Genomic DNA, 19,663 nt, shown 5'->3' with positions numbered 1-19,663 from the left:
GCCCCGGTCAGCGCTGTATTGTAATCAGTTGACGCGCGCGCCACCGGCCGGGCGTGACGCCGCTGATGCGCGCAACGGCCCTGGTCATGTGCGCCTGATCGGTGAAATGCAGCCGGTGCGCGATGGCGGCGAAGGATTCGCCGCTCGCCCGGGCGGCGGCGAGCGCCGCGCGGGCGCGGACGTCGGCGCGATAGGCCTTGGGCGTGCAGCCATAGGCGACGCGGAACCCCCGGCTCAGCGTTTCGGCCCGCACGCCGTGCATCTCCGCCCAATCGGCGAGTGCAAAAGGGGTGAGTGCCCGCAGGTCGCGAGCGAGCAGGTCGGGCCAGTCGCGCGCGGCCGCCGGCAGGGCGGTGAAATCCTCGACGAGCAGTGCCGCTGCCGCCGCGGCGTCGCGGCTCGCGAAACGAACCAGTGCATCGGGATCGCGCACCCGTCCGCGGACGTGCGGCGCGCCAGCGAGCGTGGGCGGCAGGTCGAGGATCAGCACGCGCGCGCCTCGCGCCTCGACCCGGTCCAGATGCGATTCGAAGTCATGGTGGATCAGCGCGTCGCCCGGCCCCACGTCGAAACGACCCTCGTCGCCGGCTTCCTGATAGCCGCCTTCGAGGACGATCGCGACATAGGCCGTGTCGTGACAATGGCGGCCGCGCAGTTCGTTCGGTACGTGGGCGAGCAGGCCCAATGGTGCGGCGGCGAAGGATGGGCGCGCGATCATCGCTGCGGTCTATCGTTTGACGCATCGGCGGTCATCCCCGAATAGCCCGGCGACAAGTGTAAAATTAACCGACAGTTGACGCCTCTCCGCTAGAATCGCGCGACGAAAGGGTTCGCCGCACTCCATGTTCCGTCTGTTCAAGCATTATGTGCCGCATGCGGTCGTCTGGCTGGCGCTGATCGAGTTCCTGGCGCTGCTGGGATCGGCGGAGGCGGCGTGGCATCTCTATGCCCATTTCGCCGATTTTGACGCCGGGAGGCTGGCCGGACGGTGGCTGCCGCTGACGACCTTCGCGCTCGCCAACGCGCTCGCGCTGATGGCGACCGGGATGTACGGGTCGGAGGCGCTGCGATCGATGCGGTTCGCGACCGCGCGGCTGCTCGCGGCGATCTCGCTGGGGGTCATCTTCCTCTCGGTCGTCGGCTTCCTGCTGCCGACCGCGACGCTGTGGCGGGTGAACAGCCTGTATGCGATGGCGCTGGCGATCGCGGCGCTGTTCCTGATCCGCCTGGGCATGACGCGGGTGGCGGGCGCGGAGACCTTCAAGCGGCGCATCCTGGTGCTCGGCGCCGGCACTCGCGCGGCGCGGCTGCAGGCGCTGGCCGATGCGCCCGGCAGCGGCATCGCGATCGTCGGCTTCGTCGCCATGTCGGACATCGAGCGCAAGGTGAAGGACGCGGTGCCGCGCGAGGCGATCGACAATCTGTCGGAGCATGTCGTCGCGCTCGGCGCCGGAGAGGTCGTGCTGGCGATGGAGGAACGGCGCGGCGCGCTGCCGCTTGCCGACCTGCTGCGCGTCAAGACCGCGGGGGTCCATGTCAACGACATCGCGAGCTTCATCGAGCGCGAGACGGGGCGCGTCGATCTGGCGACGACCAACCCCAGCGCGCTGATCTTTTCCGACGGTTTTTCGGCGGGGCAGCGAATCTCGCGCGTCGGCAAGCGGATATTCGATATCATCGCTAGCATCGCGGTGCTGGTGGTCGGCCTGCCGCTGATCCTGATCGCGGCGATCGCGGTGAAGATCGACAGCCGCGGACCCGCCTTCTATGGCCAGTCGCGCGTCGGCCTGTTCGGCGAGCCGTACCGGATCTGGAAGATCCGGTCGATGCGCACCGATGCCGAGGCGGCGGGGCAGGCGGTCTGGGCGAGCGAGAACGACCCGCGCGTCACCCGCGTCGGGCATGTCATCCGCAAGCTGCGCATCGACGAACTGCCGCAGCTCTGGTGCGTGCTCAAGGGCGAGATGAGCATCGTCGGCCCGCGCCCCGAACGGCCGGGCTTCGTCGCCGAACTCGAACGCGAGCTGTCCTATTATGCCGAGCGGCACATGGTGAAGCCGGGGCTCACCGGCTGGGCGCAGATCAATTATCCCTATGGCGCGTCGGTCGAGGATGCGCGGGTGAAGCTCGAATACGACCTTTACTATGCCAAGAATTATTCGCCCTTCCTCGACCTGCTGATCCTGCTCCAGACGGTGCGCGTCGTGCTGTGGCCGGAGGGGGCCCGCTGACATGGGGGCGCTGTCGGCCCTGTCGGACCTGCTGGCGGGTCTGGCGCTGCTCGGCTTCGTCGGCGCGCTGATCTGGCTGCTGACGCGTCCGCGCGCGCGCATGGCGGTGCTGATGCCGGCGCCGGGGCGGCTGACGATCGCGGCGGCGGCGATGGCGCTCTGGTGCGCCGCGCTATATCTGTCGGGCGCGGGGTCGCCGCCGACGCTCGCGGCACAGGCGCTGCGCGACCTGGCGATCCTTGGCTGGCTCGCCGGGACGTTTCGGACCGCGGCGGCGCCGACCTCGCAAGCGCTGCGCCTGATCCAGCGGCTGCTTGCGGCGCTCTGTCTCGCGATGCTGGCGGGCGGCGCGGCCGCATGGCTCCACGACGGCGGCACCGCGGCGGCGTGGCTGAAGCCGACGCTGACGATCGTCGCGATGGTCGTGGCGTCGGGCGGGCTGCTGCTGATCGACGGCGGCGCCCGCCACGCCGGCGGCCGGATGCGGATGCCGACCCTTGCCGTCGCGGGGGGCTTCGCGATGCTGTGGGCCTATGAGCTCAATATCCAGTTGATCGGCACGCTGACCGGGCAGCGCGCCTCGACGCTGATCGCGCTCGTCCCGGCCGTAGCGCTGCTGATCCTGCCCACCTTCGTCATCGCCGCGATGGACATCGGGCGCGAGCGGATGCGGCTGTCGCGGCCCGCCGCGATGCGCGCCGTCCTGCTCGTCGGCGGCGCCGCCTATCTGATCCTGATCGCGCTGGCGGGCGCCGTGGCGCGGCTGGTCGGCGGGGATTATGGCGAGCTTGCGCAAAGCCTTTTCCTGCTCGTCGCGCTCGGCGCGGGCGGGCTGCTGTTCGCATCGGCGCGCGCGCGCGCGTGGCTGTCGGTCACGATCAGCAAGCATTTCTTCGAGCATCGCTACGACTATCGGTCCGAATGGATGCGCTTCACCGCGACGCTGGCGCAGGTCGAGGAGGGGGGCACCAGCCTGCATCGGCGCGTGGCCAAGGCGCTGGCCGAACTGACGGGAAGCCCGGCGGCGCTGCTGATGCTGCCCGACGCGCAGGGCGGCTTTCACGTCGCCGAGCATTGGGGCTGGCCCGTCGCGATCGACGAGGATGCACGGCTGCCGCTGCGCACCGCCTTCATGTTGCAGGAAACACAGCATATCGTCGACCTCGAAGCGGTGCGCCACGGGCGCGCCGACGATGCCGAGGCGCTGGCGATGCCCGACTGGCTGATCGCCGATGCGCGTGCCTGGGTCGTCGTCCCGCTGCTGCATTTTCAGCGCATGATCGCGGTCGCCGTGCTGCACCGCCCGCCCGCGCTGCGCGCGCTCGACTGGGAGGATTTCGACGTGCTGCGGATCGCGGGGCAGCAGGCGGCGAGCTACCTGGCCGAATCGCAGAGCCAGCAGGCGCTTTCCGAGGCGCGCCGCTTCGACGAGTTCAACCGCCGTTTCGCCTTCATCATGCACGACATCAAGAATCTGGCGAGCCAGCTTTCGCTGCTCGCGCGCAATGCCGAGCGCCACGCCGACAAGCCCGCGTTCCGCGCCGACATGGTCGAGACGCTGACAATCTCCGCGGGGCGGCTCAGCGATCTTCTGACCCGGCTGGCACCGCGCGAGCGCGCGCGGGCGGCGAGCGTCGAGCGCGTGCTGGTCGAGCCGATCCTGACCGATGTGGCGGCCGGGCTGCGGCCGCGCGGCGACCTGTTCGTGGGCTGCGATGCCGGGCTCGCCGCGCGCGGCGACGGCGCGGCGATCGCCCAGATCGTCGAGCAGCTCGCCGCCAATGCGCTCGACGCCTCGCCCAAGGGCGCCACCGTGCAGCTTGTCGCGGCGAGCGAGCAGGGGCGGGTGCGGATCGACGTGATCGACCGCGGCGCGGGGATGAGCCGCGCCTTCATCCGCGACGAACTGTTCAAGCCCTTCGTATCGACCAAGGAGGGCGGCTTCGGCCTCGGCGCGTTCGAGGCATTGCAGATCGCGCAGGCGATGGGGGGCATGATCGACGTTTCGAGCGAGCCGGGAGAGGGAAGCCGGTTCACGCTGTGGCTGCCGCTTGCCGGCGGCGCGGCGGCGGATGAAGCGACCGGAACGATGATGACGAAGGTGGCGACGCGATGAGCGACAGGGGGGGGGAGCCGCGTGCGCTGCTGGTGGTCGAGGACGATCCCGGCCTGCAGGCGCAGCTCAAATGGGCCTATGACGATTATCGCGTGCTGATCGCGGGCGATCATGACGCCGCGATCGACCTGCTGCGCGCCGAGGAGCCGGCGGTGGTCACGCTCGACCTGGGCCTGCCGCCCGACGCAGACGGCACGCGCGAGGGGTTTCGCCTGCTGAAAGCGATCCTCGAAATGAAACCCGATACGAAGGTGATCGTCGTGTCGGGGCACGGCGAACGCGCGAGCGCGCTGGCAGCGATTGCGAGCGGCGCCTGGGATTTCTATCAGAAGCCGATCGCCATAGAGGAACTGGGCCTGATCGTTCGCCGCGCCTTTCATGTCCACGATCTGGAGGCCGAGAATGCCCGGCTCGCGGGCGAGGGCGCGAACGACAACCGCGTCCTCGGCGGCATGATTACCGGCGCGCCCGAGATGCTGAAGGTCGCGCGCACGATCGAGCGCGTCGCCGGGCTCGACGTTTCGGTCATGCTGCTCGGCGCGAGCGGCACCGGCAAGGAGTTGCTGGCGCGCGGCCTGCACGAGGCGAGCCCGCGCCGCGACGGCGCCTTCGTCGCCATCAACTGCGCCGCGATTCCCGAGAATCTGCTTGAAAGCGAGCTGTTCGGGCATGAGAAGGGGGCCTTCACCGGCGCCGTCAAGACGACCGAGGGCAAGATCGAACTGGCGCACGGCGGCACCCTGTTTCTCGACGAGGTCGGCGACATCCCGCTGCCGTTGCAGGTCAAGCTGCTGCGCTTTCTGCAGGAGCGGACGATCGAGCGCATCGGCGGGCGCAAGCCGATCGCGGTCGACACGCGTATCGTCTGCGCGACGCACCGCGACCTCGACGCGATGATCGCCGCGGGCAGCTTTCGCGACGATCTCTATTACCGGCTGGCCGAGATGGTGGTGCGGATTCCCGCGCTCGCCGAACGTCCGGGCGACGCGGTGCTGCTCGCGCGGCATTTCCTCCACCAATATGCGCCGGCGATGAACTCGGGCGTCCGCGGCTTTGCGCCCGACGCGCTGCAGGCGATCGACGAGGGGCGGTGGCCGGGCAATGTCCGCGAGCTCGAAAACCGGATCAAGCGCGCCGTCATCATGGCCGACGGCAAGCTCGTCACCCGCGACGACCTTGACATGGCGGCGGCGGGCGACGGGGGCGAGGAGGCCTATCTGAACCTGCGCAGCGCGCGCGAGGCGGCGGACCGGGTCGCGATCCGCCGCGCGATGACGCAGAGCGAAGGCAATATTTCGCTGGCGGCGAAGCTGCTCGGGATCAGTCGTCCGACGCTCTACGACCTCCTCAAGCAATATCAGATGCAGGGGTGAATGCGCGTCCGGGGGGCCTGGATCGGCGCGCTGTGCGGGGCGGCGCTGCTCGCGGGGTGCGGGGGTCCGCGTCCGCAGGACCCGCGCGCGACGCTCGAGGAACGCCGCGCTGAGTTGCGCGATGCCATCGCCGATGACCCCGCCGCGCTCGACGCGCGGACCGAACTGGCGCGCGTCGCGATCGCGCTGCACGACGGCGTCGCCGCCGAAGCCGCGGTCAAGGCCGCACTCGCGGCGGGGGGCAATGCCGAGGTGCTGCGCCCGCTGCTCGCGCGCGCCTATGCGATGCAGGGCGACGGGCGGCGGGCGCTGCAGACGCTCGACGCCGGCCCGATCGCGCCCGAGGCGATCGGCGAGGCGGCGTGGGTGGCGGGCGACGTCCATCTCGACAATGGCGACCTGGGCGCGGCGCGCGATGCCTTCGACCGCGCGGTGCGCGAACTGCCGCGCGAATCGGCGCTGTGGGTCGACGTCGCGCGCTTTCGCGACGCCAATGCGGACACGCTCGGCGCGCGCGACGCGGTCGACTATGCGATCGAACTCGATCCGCAGAACAGCGGGGCGCTGGCGTTGAAGGCCAATCTGGTGCGCACGCAGCAGGGCCTGGTCGCCGCGCTGTCCTGGTACGACAAGGCGCTGGCGATCGACCCCGACAATGCCGGGGCGCTGATCGACCAGGCCGCGACCTTCGGCGATCTCGGGCGCTACCGCGACATGCTCGCGGCGCTGCGCCGCGCCGCGGCGGTCACGCCGGGCGATCCGCGCCTCTATTATCTGCAGGCGGTGCTGGCCGCGCGCGCCGACGATTACCAGTTGGCGCGCAGCCTGTTGCAGCGCACGCGCGGCGAGATGGACGATCAGCCCGGCTTCATGCTGCTCAGCGCGGTCGTCGAGTTGCAGCTCGGCGGCGAGGCGGTGGCGGCGAGCTGGGCCGAGCGCCTGCTGATGGCGCAGCCCGACAACGGGACGGCGCGGCGTATGCTGGCGGCGGCGAACTGGGCCGATGGTGATGCCGACGGCGCCGGCGAGGCGCTGGCGCCGCTGGTGGCGCGCGCCGATGCCGACAGCTGGTCGCTGCTGCTCGCGGCGCGCGTCGCCGCAGAGCAGGGCGCGCGCGCGGCATCGGCGGGCTATATGGCGCGCGCGGCCGCGCTGACGCGGGGCGATGCGGCGCCCTTTGCGGTCGACGACGACTATGGGCTCGTCGCGATGCGCGCCGACGCCGCGCCGCTCGACCCGGCGAAGGTGATCCCCGCCATCGGCGCGGACATCGAACGGGGGCGCGGCGGCGCGGCGATCAATCGCGCGCGGGCGCTCCGCGATGCGAATCGGGGGGTCGCCGACGCGCATATCCTGCTGGGCGACGCCGCGATGGCGGGCGGGCAATATGAGCTGGCGATCGAAGCCTATCGCAAGGCGCGCGACCTCGACGCGAGCGAGCGGACGACGCTGCGCCTCGCCAATGCGCTATACCGCGCGAACGATCCCGCGGGGTCGGGCGCCGCGATCCTCGCATTGCGCGACAGCCAGCCGTCGAGCATCGCCGCCGACCGGCTGGCCGGGCACCTTGCGATGGACCTCGAGCATTGGGACCAGGCGATCGCGCATTTCGAACGCGTCCGCCGGCGCATCGGCAATCGCGACGTCGTGATCCTGCGCGAGCTGGCGCGCGCGTGGGCCGCGAAGGACCGCGACGACCGCGCGCTGCCGCTGATCGCGCTCGCCTACCGGCTCCAGCCGCTGAACGGCGATATCATGCTGATCTATGCCGACCTGCTCAAACGCCAGGGCGACCGGCAGGCGGCGGAGGACCTGCGCGACAAGGCCGACCAGATCGGGCGCTGAGCATCGCGCCGCGACCGGCGAGCCGGCGAATCAGGCGTCGGTCAGGTCGAGCAGCGCGCGTGCGTCGAGGCCGATGCGGCGAATCTGCTGCGCGACCGGCGGCCAGATGTTGGTCAGGAAATCCTCGCGCATCAGGGTGCGCAGCCGGTCGGTCGCCCCCTCGGCGACGAACATGCCGACGCCGCGCTTCACCGTGACCAGCCCCTCGTCCTGAAAGGTCTGATAGGCCTTGGCGACGGTCAGCGGATTGGCGCCTTCCTCCGCCGCGAGCGAGCGGACCGACGGCAGCATGTCGCCATCGCGATAGGTGCCGTCGAGGATCGCGTTGGCGATGACATCGCGCAGCCGCTGGTAGACCGGTTTCGATTGATCGAGCATGCCGACTTAATGCCATAAGACAGCATCACAGTCAAATTGCGATCCTTGCGCGATGCTTTTCGATGGCGAAACTATATGTCCCAGTCGCGGACGACATCGCCATATTCCGGTCGCGGCCGTTCATCGAGCGGCCTGGCCGGCGTGCCCAGGAAGAAATAGCCGACGATCGTATCGCCCTCGCGCGCGCCGAACGCCGCCGCGACCGGCGGGGAATAGGCCGCCCAGCCGGTCAGCCAGCTTCCGACGAAGCCATGGGCATGCGCCGCGTGGAGCAGGTTCATGCCGACCGCGCCCGCCGACATCTGTTGTTCCCAGCGCGGAATCTTGCTGTCGGCGACCGGCGTGGAGAGCAGCACCAGCAACGTTGGCGCCTGATGCGCGAACTGGTCGAGCGCGGACAGGTCCATCCCCTCGGCGCCCGGATGCTCGTCGATCCACGCCCGCTTCAGCAGCGCCGCAAAGGCATCGCGCTGGCTGTCCGCCACGGTGACGATGCGCCACGGGGCGAGCTTGCCATGGTCGGGCGTGCGCAGGGCGAGCGACAGGATCGCGCGCAGTTGCGCGGCATCGGGACCCGGCGCGACCATGTCGCGCGCCTTGCCCGAACGGCGTGTCGAAAGATGGGCGAGCAGCGAGGAGGTGTCGTTGAACATGCCCGCGCATGTGGGCTTTTTGCGAAGCTTTCGCAAGAGCGCGCCACGGCCCGGACTGGTTACGCGCGCAATTAGATTCTTTCCATACGCAATTTTCGCGCTAGGTTGTCGCATTCGCGCGGCGGAGGGGCCGCGGTATACGAAACAGGGAAAAGGGACGCGCGCGCATGAAAGACATGGCCTTGTGGGACGAGGGGGACTGGATCGCGGTCATCGCGCTGGTCATCCTCGGCGTCTTCCTGAGCATCGGCGCGCTCATCGCGGGCAGCAGAAAGCCCGAGTTCGCCGGGCACCCGAAGGGCCTCTACATGCTCTTCTTCGCCGAGATGTGGGAGCGTTTCTCCTACTATGGCATGCGCGCGCTGCTGATCTTCTACCTGACGCAGCACTGGTTGTTCTCCGACGGCAAGTCGAACCTGATCTATGGCGCCTATACCGCGCTCGTCTATATCACCCCGGTGCTCGGCGGCTATATCGCCGACCGCTATCTGGGGCAGCGCAAGGCGGTGCTGTTCGGCGGTGTCCTGCTCGCGCTCGGCCATCTCTTCATGGCGTTCGAAGGCGACCACGGCATCACCGACGTCGCGACGAAGCAGGCCGATTCCGCGATCAACATCTTCTGGCTCGCGCTCGCGCTGATCATCGTCGGCTCGGGTTTCCTGAAGGCCAATATCTCGGTGATGGTCGGCCAGCTCTATCGCCTGACCGACCTGCGCCGCGACGCGGCCTACACGATCTTCTATATGGGGATTAACGTCGGCGCCGCGCTCGGCACGATCCTCGTCGGCTATCTGGGGCAGAAGGTCGGCTGGTCCTATGGCTTCGGCCTCGCGGGCATCGGCATGATCGCCGGCCTGATCGTCTTCGTGCTCGGCAAGAAGGTGCTGCTCGGCGCCGGCGAGGCGTCCGCGCCGCTGTCGCGCCAGACCGAATGGACCGTCTATGGCGTCGGCCTCGCCGCGGTCGCGGTGATGTGGGCGCTCGTCCAGTATCAGGACGTCATTCAGACGCTGCTCGTCGTATCGGGCTTCTCGCTGCTCGGCTGGGTGCTGTTCCAGGCGTTCAAGCTCGACAAGGAACCGCGCGAACGCATCTTCGCCATCCTCTTCCTGATCGCGCTCAACCCGCTGTTCTGGGGCCTGTTCGAACAGGCGGGCGGCAGCTTCAACCTCTATACCGACCGCTATGTCGATACGGGCGGGGTGCCCGCGTCGGTGTTCCAGTCGATCAACCCGATCTACATCATCCTGTTCGCGCCGGTCTTTGCCGGGCTGTGGCAATGGCTCGGCAAGCGCGGGCTGGAGCCCTCGGCGCCCGCGAAGTTCGCGCTGGCGCTGGCGCAGGTCGGCGCGGGCTTCCTCGTCTTCGTCTGGGGCGCGAACAGCGTTGCGCCGGAAGTCGCGACCCCGGTGATCTTCGTCTTCCTGCTCTATCTTCTCCACACCACGGGCGAGCTTTGCCTGTCGCCGGTGGGGCTGAGCGCGATGAACCGGCTCGCGCCGTCGTTCATGGCGTCGCTGATCATGGGGGCGTGGTTCTACATGACTGCGGTGGGCAATTTCGTCGCGGGCAAGATCGGCGAGGCGACCGGCGGCGAAAGCGGCGACATGACCAAGGAAGCGACGCTCGGCATCTATTGGGAGATCGGCCTGATCACCATCGGCGCGAGCGTCGTCGTCCTCGCGCTGTCGCCGATCGTGAAGAAATGGATGCACCTCGACACGCTGCGCGATCGCGAAGGCGAACTGGCCGGCGCCGAGGAACTGGCCGAGCCGCAGGGCGCCGGCGTCCATCCTGTTACCAATCCGGGAGCATAATATGACAAGGGGCGTAAGGGGCAGCCTGCTGGCTGCGGTGTCGCTGGCGTTCGCGGGATGCGCGGCGTCGAACGGCACGGTGGAGTCGGCGAACGACAAGCCGGCGGCGACGGCGGACAAACCCGCCAAGTTCGACAAGGACCCCTATCCTTCGACCTACAAGCCCTATCCGGGGCAGGCGACCGCGGTGCGCAATGTCACGATCTTCGACGGCGAGGGCGGGCGGATCGACAACGGCACGGTGCTGCTGACCAACGGCAAGGTCGAGGCGATCGGCGGCGCCGACCTGCCGATTCCGGCCGACATCGCGGTCTATGACGGAACGGGCAAGTATCTGACCCCCGGCATCATCGACATCCACAGCCATCTTGGCGACTATCCCTCGCCCAGCGTTCCCGCGCATTCGGACGGCAACGAGGCGACCAGCCCGACGACGCCCGAGGTGTGGGCCGAGCACAGCGTCTGGCCGCAGGACCCGGGGTTCGGCCGCGCGCTCACCAACGGCGGCGTCACGACGCTCCAGATCCTGCCGGGCAGCGCCAACCTGATCGGCGGACGCTCGGTCGTGCTCAAGAACGTGCCCGCGCGGACCGTGCAGGGCATGAAATTCCCCGGCGCACCCTATGGGCTGAAGATGGCGTGCGGCGAGAATCCGAAGCGCGTTTATGGCGCCAAGGGCCGGATGCCGTCGACCCGCATGGGCAATATGGCGGTCGATCGCCAGACCTGGGCCAAGGCGGCGGCGTACAAGAAGAAGCTGGACGACGGCAAGACGGTCGACCGCGACCTGGCGATGGAAACGCTCGCGGGGGTGCTGTCGGGCGAGATCCGGGTACAGAACCACTGCTATCGTGCCGACGAGATGGCGCAGGTCATCGATATGAGCCACGAGTTCGGCTACAAGGTCGCGGCCTTCCACCACGCGGTCGAGGCCTACAAGATCGCCGACCTGCTGCAGCGCGAGGGAATCTGCGCCGCGCTGTGGGCCGACTGGTGGGGCTTCAAGATGGAAGCCTATGACAGCGTGCCGGAGAATATTCCGCTCGTATACAAGGCCGGCACCTGCACGATCGTCCATTCGGACGACGCGAACCAGATCCAGCGGCTCAACCAGGAAGCGGCGAAGGGCCTTGCCGCCGGGCGCCGCATGGGGATCGAGATCAGCGACGAGCAGGCGTGGACCTGGCTGTCCTACAACCCGGCGAAGGCGCTGGGCATCGAGGCGAAGACGGGCAGCCTGAAACCCGGCAAGATGGCCGATGTCGTGCTGTGGAACGGCAATCCGTTCAGCGTCTATACCCGCCCCGAAAAAGTGTGGGTCGACGGGGCGCTGCTGTACGACGCGATGGACCCCAAGCGGCGGCCGGTGAGCGATTTCGAGCTGGGCCAGCCGGGCGAGGGAGATGTGAAATGATGCGCGCGCTTCTGCTTTCCGTCGCCATCGTGGCGGCTTCGCCCGTCGCGGCGCAGGATGTCGCGATCACCAACGCCAAGCTCGTCGTCGGCGACGGCAGCGCGCCGATCGAGGGCGGCACCGTCGTCGTGCGCGCCGGCAAGGTCGTCGCGGCCGGCGCGGGTGTCGCCGTTCCCGCAGGGGTAGAGGCGGTCGACGCCGGCGGCCGCTATGTGACGCCGGGGATCGTCGCGGCGTTCAGCCGCGTCGGGCTGGTCGAGGTCGATGCCGTGCCGGGCACCAACGACCGCGCCGCGGCGCGCACGCGCTTTTCGGCCGGGCTCGACATTGCGCCCGCGCTCAACCCGATGGGCTCGCCGGTCGCGGTGAACCGCGCCGCGGGCGTCACCCGCGCGATCGTCGCGCCGAGCGGCAGCAGCAACCTGTTCGCGGGGCAGGGCGCCGTCGTCGACCTGGGCGATGACATGGCCATGGTGACGCGGCCCCGCGCCTTGCAGTTCGTCGCCTTCGGCGAGGATGGGTCGGCAAAGGCGGGCGGCAGCCGAGCCGCGACCTTCCTGCTGTTCCGCGAACAATTGCTCGCGGCGCGCAGCTATGCGCGCAATCCCGCGGCGCTCGCCGAATGGGGCAATGACGCGATGATCCAGCGCGCCGATGCCGATGCGCTGGTGCGGGTGATCGACGGCACGACGCCGCTGTTCGTGCGCGTCGACCGCGCCGCCGACATATTGAACGTGCTGGGGCTCAAGAGCGATTTCCCGGCGCTGAAGCTCGTCCTCGTCGGCGCGACCGAGGGATGGCTGGTGGCGCCGCAGATCGCCGCCACGAAGGTGCCGGTGATCCTGTCGCCGCTCAGCGACCTGCCCGACAGCTTCGAGCGGCTGGGCGCGACGCAGTCGAACGCCGGGCGGCTGAAGGCGGCGGGGATCGACGTGTCGGTCGGCGTGTTCGACGACGACGATGCGCACAAAATGGGGTATACGACGCAATATGCCGGCAATCTGGTGGCGCTCACCCGCCAGCCGGGAGCCAGCGGGCTGAGCTGGGACCAGGCCTTTGCCGCGATCAGCAGCGCCCCGGCGCGCGCGATCGGCATGGACGGCGCCATCGGGTCGCTGAAACCCGGCCGGGTCGGCGACGTGGTGATCTGGGACCGTGACCCGCTCGAACTCGGCAGCCGCCCGACGGCGATCTGGATCGACGGCAAGCGCCAGTCGTTGACGACGCGGCAGGACCGGTTGCGCGACCGCTATGCCACGCCGCAGGAAGGGGCGCTGCCCAAGGCCTACGATCGATGACGTAGCGCCGGCAGGGCGCGCAGGAGGGAGACCGACCCCGTGGAACCGATGTCGCTGTTGATCACGACCTGCGTGCTCTTCGTCGGTTCGCACCTCCTGCTCTCGCATCCGCTGCGCGACCCGCTGGCCGGGCGGCTCGGCCCGCGCGGTTTCCAGATCGTCTATTCGGTCGTCGCCTTCGCGACGCTGGCGATGGTCGTGCAGGCGTGGCGCGGCATGCCGCCCGAACCGCCGCTGTGGGCCGTCGACGATCCGCTGTGGGCGCTGGCGTCGCTGCTCGTGCTGTTCGCGAGCATCCTGTTCATGGGATCGCTGATCGGCAATCCGGCGCTGCCCGCGCCCGGCGCCGCCTTTGCCGCGCAGAAGGCGCCGCGCGGCGTCTTCGCGATCACCCGGCACCCGATGATGTGGGGCTTTGCACTGTGGGCGCTCGCCCATGCGCTCGTCATGCCGGCGCCGGGGCAACTCGTGCTGTCGGCGGCGATCGCCTTTCTCGCGCTCGTCGGTTCGGCGGGGCAGGATGTGAAGAAGGCGCGGCTGATGGGCGATGCGTGGCGGCACTGGGCGGCGCGCACCAGCTTCGTCCCCTTCGCGCGGCAGGTCGCGGGCGTCACCCCCTGGGGCGACGCGATCCCGCGCGCGCATGCGCTGGCCGGTGGCTTCGTGCTGTGGCTCGCCGCGACCTGGGCGCACGGCGCGCTCGGCTTCATGGCGGCGGGCATCTGGCGCTGGATCGGGTGAGGGCGCGGTGAACAGCGACGAAAGAATGTCCGACCTGTCGCTGCGCCTGCTCGGCTGCGCCTATGACGAACTCGACCGGGCCGAGCAGCGGGTGATCCGATCGATCGCCGAGCGCTCGCCGACGAGCCAGTCGATCGGCGAGGCCGACGACGGCGCGACGCGGCCGAGCTTCGGCGAACGGCTGGCCGACCGGGTCGCGGCGGTGGGCGGTTCGTGGCGCTTCATCATCGCCTTTTCATGCGTGCTGTTCGTATGGATGCTGATCAATTCGAAGGCGCTCGACCGGCTGGGGCTCGCCTTCGATCCCTATCCGTTCATCTTTCTCAACCTGATGCTGTCGATGCTCGCGGCGGTGCAGGCGCCGGTCATCATGATGAGCCAGAACCGGCAGGCGGCAAAGGACCGTCTTACCGAAAAGCTCGATTACGAGATCAACCTGCGCGCCGAGCTGGAGATCATGCGGCTGCACGAGAAGATCGACCAGATGCGCATCGCCGAGTTGATGGACAAGGTCGACGCGCTGACCGAACGGCTCGACACGCACCTGAAGGGGTTGGGGCGCTCCTAAAGCCGCACCATCCGCATGCCCTGTTCGCCGTAGCGCGGGCCGCTGGTGCCGCCGCGCGGCGCTGCTGCGGCGATGGCGGCGAGGTCGTCGGCGGTCAGTGTCAGGTCGGCCGCGCCGACGCTGTCCTCCATCGTCACGCGGCGCTTGGTGCCGGGGATCGGCACGATGTCGTCGCCCTGCGCGAGCAGCCAGGCGAGCGCGACCTGCGCGTTCGAGACGCCATGCCGCGCCGCGACCGCCGCGATCGCATCGACGATCCGCAGATTGGCGGGCAGATTCTCGTCCGAATAGCGCGGATCGTTGCGGCGCCAGTCCTGCTCGGGCAGGTCGTCGCGACTGCGCACGCTGCCGGTCAAGAAGCCGCGGCCGAGCGGCGAATAAGGGATGAAGCCGATGCCATGCTCACGGCAGATGGGCAGGATTTCCTCCTCCACGTCGCGCTCCCAGATCGAATATTCGCTCTGGAGGGCGGTGATCGGCGCGGCCTTTGCGGCGCGGCGCAGCGTTTCGGGGCCGGCCTCGGACAAGGCGATGTGGCGGACCTTGCCTTCCGCCACCAGCTCCATCATGCCGCCGACGGTTTCCTCGATCGGCACGGCCGGGTCGACGCGGTGCTGATAGAAGAGGTCGATCGTGTCGATGCCGAGCCGCCGCAGCGATCCTTCGCAGGCGCGGCGGGCGTTGGCGGGGCTGCCGTCGACCCCGGTGATCCGCTGACCTTCGAAGCGGAAGCCGAACTTGGTCGCGATGACGAGTCCCTCGCGCTTGCCCCGGATCGCTTCGCCGAGCAGTTCCTCGTTGCTGAAGGGACCATAGATTTCGGCGGTGTCGAAGAAGGTCACGCCCAGGTCGATCGCGCGATGGATCGTCCGCGTCGATTCGTCGATGTCGGCGTTCTCGCCGTAGAGGATGTTGCCGCCCTTGATCATCGGCATGCAGCCGATGCCGATGGCGGAGACGGTCAGGCCGTTGCCGAGCGTGCGGTATTTCATGGCGAAACTCCTTCTGCGGGTGCGTCGTCGACCCGGTCGGCGGCGAATTTGGTGGCGGCGACGTCGCCGACGACGTTGCCGATGGTGCGGAAGATGTCGGGGAAGGTCTCGACCGCGACGAGCAGCCCCAGCGGCGCGACGGGCACGCCCATCGACACCGCGATCGGGGCGATCGAGGTCACATAGCTGATCGACCCGGGCAGGCTGACCGACGACAGCGCCGCCGCCATCGCGACCGCAAGGCCGACCGCCATCGTCCACGGCGTCAGCCCGATCCCGAACAGCCAGGCGATATAGACGACGACCGCCAGGTTCATCGCGGTGCTGGTGAAGCGGAACAGCGCGACCGCGAGCGGCAGCACGATGTCGGCCTTTTTCGGCGGCACGCCCAGTTCGGCCGACGCCTGGAGCATCGCGGGCAGGCAGGCGAGCGAGCTTTGCGTGCTGATCGCCACCGCCAGCGTCGGCACCATCGCGCGGATAAAGCGCGGCAGCGGCACCCCGACGGCGAGCCAGGCGAGCAGCAGCCCCAGCACGACGCAGCATACCCCGATGCCCGACACGATCAGCACATAATGGACCAGCCCGCCGAATGCGGCGACCCCCGCCTTGACCGCGAGGGCATAGCCGAGCGCGAAGACGCCGAAGGGCGCGAGCGCTAGCACCCAGCCGATGACGACGAGCATCGCGTCGCCCAGCGCCTTGAACAGGTTCGACAGCAGGGCGCGCTGCGCTTCGCCGATGCGGGTGATCGCGAAGGCGAAGATGGTGGTGAAGACGATCAGCGGCAGCACCGCCGTCTCGGCCGCCGCCGCGATCGGGTTGGTCGGGATCAGCGACAGCAGGAAATCGCCGAAGGTCGGCGAGGGCGCGGTCTGCGCCGTGCCGCCGAGCCCGTGGCGAAGCGCCGCGGCGGCCTCCGCCGACAGCGGGAACAGCTCGATCAGCAACGGGGTCATGATCAGCGACATCAGCCCCGACAGGAAGATGGCGCCGAGGAAGGTCATCACCGCGCGCGCGGCGAGCGCCCCGGCGCGCGCGGCGTCGGCGGTCGCGGTGATGCCGGTGATCAGCAGCGCGACGATCAGCGGAATGATCGTCATCTTGAGCGCGTTGAGCCACAGCGTTCCGAACGGTTCGACGAACGGCAACGACGCCTGCGCCGCCGACGGCGAAACGCCTTCGATGCCGATCCCCAGCAGCATCCCGGCGACCAGCGCCGAAAGGATGATCCATGCCGATTTCACGTTCAAACCCCCTGGCCCGCTTGCCAAGCAAAAATGGGTGACTTAGGGCCGTCCCGGTTGTGCGGGATGGGCTCGCGTCTCATCCCGACGATTAGGAAGCGGAGGTGCCATGCGCAAGTTTTTCGGGACCGACGGCATTCGCGGGCTGACCAACCAGGTTCCGATGACCGTCGAGGTCGCGATGCGCGTCGGCATGGCGGCGGGGGCGCATTTCCTGCGCGGGACGCACAAGCACCGCGTGGTGATCGGCAAGGACACGCGCCTGTCGGGTTATATGCTGGAAAATGCGCTGGTTGCGGGATTCACCAGCGTCGGGATGGACGTGGTGCAGGTCGGGCCGATGCCGACGCCCGCGGTCGCGATGCTGACCCCGTCGATGCGCGCCGACCTGGGCGTGATGATCTCCGCCAGCCACAATCCGTTCCACGACAATGGCATCAAGCTGTTCGGCCCCGACGGCTACAAGCTGTCCGACGCCGACGAGGCGGCGATCGAGCGGCTGCTCGCCAGCGAGCCGCCGCTTGCCGCGCCGGCGCACATCGGGCGCGCCAAGCGCATCGAGGACGCGCGGGGGCGCTATATCCACGCGGTGAAGAACAGTCTGCCGCCCGCGGTGCGCCTCGACGGGCTGAAGATCGTGCTCGATTGCGCCAATGGCGCGGCGTACAACAGCGCGCCGACGGTGTTCTGGGAACTCGGCGCCGACGTGATCGCGGTCGGCGTCACCCCCAACGGCACGAATATCAACGACAAATGCGGTTCGACCGCACCGGGCCTGTTGCAGGAAACGGTGGTGGCGAGCGGTGCCGACATCGGCATCGCGCTCGACGGGGACGCCGACCGGCTGATCGTCGTCGACGAAGCGGGCGCGATCGTCGACGGCGACCAGATCATGGCGCTGATCGGCGCGAGCTGGGCGCGGCAGGGGCGGCTGAAGGGCGGCGGCATCGTCGCGACGGTGATGTCGAATCTCGGCCTCGAACGCTTCCTCGAAGGCGAGGGGCTGCGGCTCGATCGCACCAAGGTCGGCGACCGCTATGTCCTCGAAAGGATGCGCGAGGGCGGGTTCAACGTCGGCGGCGAGCAGTCGGGGCACATGATCCTGTCGGACCATGCGACGACCGGCGACGGCACGCTCGCCGCGCTTCAGGTGCTGGCGGAACTGGTCACGAGCGGCAAGCCGGCGAGCGCGCTGCTCCACCAGTTCGACCCGATGCCGCAATTGCTGAAGAATGTGCGCTTCGCCGGTGGCAAACCGCTCGAGGATGCGCAGGTCGCGGCGGCGATCGCCGAGGGCGAGGCGATGCTGGCGGACAGGGGCCGGCTGGTGATCCGCGCCTCGGGCACCGAACCCGTCATCCGGGTGATGGCCGAGGGCGACGACGCCGGACAGGTGGAGCGGGTCGTCGACATGATCTGCGACGCGGTGCGCGTCGCGGCGGAATAGAAGCTTTTTTGTTTCCGTTCGTGCCGAGCTTGTCGAAGCCCCGTTCTTCTCTCTAAGAGCGGGGAAGGAAAAATGACCCCCTTCGACAAGCTCGGGGCAAACGGAAGTTAAGGAACAATCATATGCTGGAAATGCGCCCCGATTGCGAACGCTGCGGCCGCGACCTGCCCGCCGATATCCACGGCGCGTTCATCTGCTCGTTCGAATGCACATTCTGCGCGACCTGTGCCGATAAACTCGACGAGCGCTGTCCCAATTGCGGCGGCGACCTGCTCGACCGGCCGTTGCGCGAAGGGGCGGCACTGGCGAAGTTCCCGGCCTCGACCGAGCGGCGGCATCCGGGCGCAAGATGATTTCGATATTCGGGTTCGTCCGATGACCGCGCGCGTCCTGATCATCGCCGGTTCCGACAGCGGCGGCGGGGCCGGGATTCAGGCCGATATCAAGACGGTGACGATGCTCGGCGGCCACGCGATGACCGCGATCGCCGCGATCACCGCGCAGAACACGATGGGCGTGCAGGGCGTCCATGCGGTTCCCGCCGAGATGGTGCTGATGCAGATCGACAGCGTCGCGGCCGACATCGGCGTCGATGCGGTCAAGATCGGCATGATCGGCAGCGCACAGACCGCGGCGGCGGTTGCCGACCGGCTTGCGCGGCCCGACCTCGCCGGTGCGGCGGTGGTCTTCGATCCGGTGATGGTCGCGACCAGCGGATCGGCGCTCGCCGATGCGGCGACGATTCGCGCCTTCGAGGCGCTGCTCGATCGCGCGACGGTCGCGACGCCGAACCGCGATGAACTGGCGGCGCTCGGCGGCGAGGCGGCGGTGCTCGCGCACGGCTGCGCCTTGCTCGCCAAGGGCGGTCATGGCGACGGCGATACCGTGACCGATCGCCTGATCGAACCCGACGCCGGCGAGGTCGCGCGCTGGGAAGCGCCGCGGATCGACACGCCGCACACCCATGGCACCGGCTGCACGCTGGCGAGCGCGATCGCGACGGGGCTGGCGCAGGGCATGCCGCTGGAGCCCGCGATCGCGCGCGCGCGCGATTTCGTGCGCCTGTCGCTGCTCGCCGCGCCCGGATTGGGCGAAGGCCATGGCCCGATGGGGCAGCAGGCGGTGCGCAACGACGGGCTGTTCACCGGCCCCGCGCTCAATCAGTTCATGCTGCCGGCGCAGGATTATGCGGCCTCGGTCGCCTTCTACAAGCTGATGGGCCTGACGCAGATCGTCGACAGTCCCGCGAACGGCTATGCACGCTTCGAGGCGGTGAACGGCGTTACCCTGTCGATCCATGTCGGGGAGACCGCGGCAGCGGGCGGCGCGACGACCTATCTCGAAAGCGGCGCGCTCGACGCCTGGGTCGCCTATCTCGCGCGGCGCGGGGTGCGCTTCGACCACATGCCGCGCGACGAGGAATGGGGCTGGCGCGAGGCGCGGCTGACCGATCCGGCCGGCAACCGCCTGTGCCTCTATCAGGCGGGCGAGTATCGGAGGTATCCGCCGTGGCGGCTATGAGCCTCCTTTCCGCAAGCGGACG

The 19,663-nt window shown here is 69.0% G+C and carries 17 protein-coding genes; 12 read left to right on the top strand and 5 right to left on the bottom strand.

Features of this window, described 5'->3' with window-relative positions:
- Window positions 1–7: 7 nt before the first annotated feature.
- Window positions 8–718, bottom strand: coding sequence for a helix-turn-helix domain-containing protein (locus AC2S9W_RS15460; protein ID WP_083675073.1), 711 nt, complete (start codon window positions 716–718; stop codon window positions 8–10).
- A gap of 124 nt (window positions 719–842) precedes the next feature.
- On the opposite strand from AC2S9W_RS15460, the gene AC2S9W_RS15455 reads away from it, so the two are divergent.
- Genes AC2S9W_RS15455 through AC2S9W_RS15440 form a run of 4 tightly spaced genes read left to right on the top strand, consistent with a single transcriptional unit; the run spans window position 843 to window position 7,565 of the window.
- The gene (locus AC2S9W_RS15455) at window positions 843–2,231 is read left to right on the top strand and encodes a TIGR03013 family XrtA/PEP-CTERM system glycosyltransferase (RefSeq protein ID WP_067107056.1); all 1,389 of its coding nucleotides are present in this window, start codon (window positions 843–845) and stop codon (window positions 2,229–2,231) included.
- Between the two features lies 1 nt (window position 2,232).
- Window positions 2,233–4,347: an XrtA/PEP-CTERM system histidine kinase PrsK gene (prsK, locus tag AC2S9W_RS15450; protein ID WP_076075146.1), complete on the top strand. Its 2,115-nt coding sequence runs from the start codon at window positions 2,233–2,235 to the stop codon at window positions 4,345–4,347.
- On the top strand, window positions 4,344–5,720 hold the full coding sequence (gene prsR, locus AC2S9W_RS15445) for a PEP-CTERM-box response regulator transcription factor (RefSeq protein ID WP_076075148.1): 1,377 nt from the start codon (window positions 4,344–4,346) through the stop codon (window positions 5,718–5,720). Before prsK ends, prsR begins: the two co-directional genes overlap by 4 nt.
- Window positions 5,721–7,565: a tetratricopeptide repeat protein gene (locus AC2S9W_RS15440; protein ID WP_076075151.1), complete on the top strand. Its 1,845-nt coding sequence runs from the start codon at window positions 5,721–5,723 to the stop codon at window positions 7,563–7,565.
- A gap of 30 nt (window positions 7,566–7,595) precedes the next feature.
- Here AC2S9W_RS15440 and AC2S9W_RS15435 read toward each other — a convergent pair whose 3' ends face one another.
- Together AC2S9W_RS15435 and AC2S9W_RS15430 are read right to left on the bottom strand one after the other, a co-directional pair.
- A complete protein-coding gene (locus AC2S9W_RS15435) occupies window positions 7,596–7,943 on the bottom strand; it encodes a GntR family transcriptional regulator (RefSeq protein ID WP_067183371.1) in 348 nt (115 codons plus the stop codon).
- A gap of 71 nt (window positions 7,944–8,014) precedes the next feature.
- On the bottom strand, window positions 8,015–8,596 hold the full coding sequence (locus AC2S9W_RS15430) for a nitroreductase family protein (RefSeq protein ID WP_076075154.1): 582 nt from the start codon (window positions 8,594–8,596) through the stop codon (window positions 8,015–8,017).
- 167 nt (window positions 8,597–8,763) lie between these two features.
- Here AC2S9W_RS15430 and AC2S9W_RS15425 point away from each other — a divergent pair, with 167 nt between their 5' ends.
- The 5 genes from AC2S9W_RS15425 to AC2S9W_RS15405 are packed head-to-tail and all read left to right on the top strand — an operon-like array spanning window position 8,764 to window position 14,434.
- A complete protein-coding gene (locus tag AC2S9W_RS15425; RefSeq protein ID WP_486571235.1) occupies window positions 8,764–10,413 on the top strand; it encodes a peptide MFS transporter in 1,650 nt (549 codons plus the stop codon).
- A gap of 1 nt (window position 10,414) precedes the next feature.
- The gene (locus AC2S9W_RS15420; RefSeq protein ID WP_083675074.1) at window positions 10,415–11,827 is read left to right on the top strand and encodes an amidohydrolase; all 1,413 of its coding nucleotides are present in this window, start codon (window positions 10,415–10,417) and stop codon (window positions 11,825–11,827) included.
- On the top strand, window positions 11,824–13,125 hold the full coding sequence (locus AC2S9W_RS15415) for an amidohydrolase family protein (protein ID WP_076075159.1): 1,302 nt from the start codon (window positions 11,824–11,826) through the stop codon (window positions 13,123–13,125). Before AC2S9W_RS15420 ends, AC2S9W_RS15415 begins: the two co-directional genes overlap by 4 nt.
- A 39-nt stretch (window positions 13,126–13,164) precedes the next feature.
- A complete protein-coding gene (locus AC2S9W_RS15410; RefSeq protein ID WP_083675076.1) occupies window positions 13,165–13,866 on the top strand; it encodes an NnrU family protein in 702 nt (233 codons plus the stop codon).
- A 25-nt stretch (window positions 13,867–13,891) separates the two neighbouring features.
- Complete coding sequence (locus tag AC2S9W_RS15405) at window positions 13,892–14,434, top strand: DUF1003 domain-containing protein (RefSeq protein WP_076077809.1); 543 nt, start codon at window positions 13,892–13,894, stop codon at window positions 14,432–14,434.
- Here AC2S9W_RS15405 and AC2S9W_RS15400 read toward each other — a convergent pair.
- A complete protein-coding gene (locus tag AC2S9W_RS15400) occupies window positions 14,431–15,426 on the bottom strand; it encodes an aldo/keto reductase (protein WP_486571234.1) in 996 nt (331 codons plus the stop codon). The genes AC2S9W_RS15405 and AC2S9W_RS15400 overlap by 4 nt on opposite strands.
- Window positions 15,423–16,673: a dicarboxylate/amino acid:cation symporter gene (locus AC2S9W_RS15395; RefSeq protein WP_486571233.1), complete on the bottom strand. Its 1,251-nt coding sequence runs from the start codon at window positions 16,671–16,673 to the stop codon at window positions 15,423–15,425. The genes AC2S9W_RS15400 and AC2S9W_RS15395 overlap by 4 nt, the downstream gene beginning before the upstream one ends.
- A 109-nt stretch (window positions 16,674–16,782) precedes the next feature.
- Between AC2S9W_RS15395 and glmM the strand changes: the two genes are divergently transcribed.
- The 3 genes from glmM (at window position 16,783) to thiD (ending at window position 19,641) form a co-directional block, all read left to right on the top strand.
- Entirely contained in the window at window positions 16,783–18,120 is a 1,338-nt protein-coding gene (glmM, locus tag AC2S9W_RS15390) for a phosphoglucosamine mutase (RefSeq protein WP_486571232.1), read from the top strand.
- A gap of 122 nt (window positions 18,121–18,242) precedes the next feature.
- Window positions 18,243–18,473 carry a DUF1272 domain-containing protein gene (locus AC2S9W_RS15385; RefSeq protein WP_067107017.1) on the top strand — a complete coding sequence of 77 codons (231 nt, stop codon included), beginning with the start codon at window positions 18,243–18,245 and terminating at the stop codon, window positions 18,471–18,473.
- A 22-nt stretch (window positions 18,474–18,495) separates the two neighbouring features.
- A complete protein-coding gene (thiD, locus tag AC2S9W_RS15380) occupies window positions 18,496–19,641 on the top strand; it encodes a bifunctional hydroxymethylpyrimidine kinase/phosphomethylpyrimidine kinase (RefSeq protein ID WP_486571231.1) in 1,146 nt (381 codons plus the stop codon).
- The last annotated feature ends 22 nt before the right edge of the window (window positions 19,642–19,663 follow it).

This window comes from Sphingopyxis sp. 550B, assembly GCF_057401805.1.
This window is presented reverse-complemented; position numbering and strand designations above follow the sequence as displayed.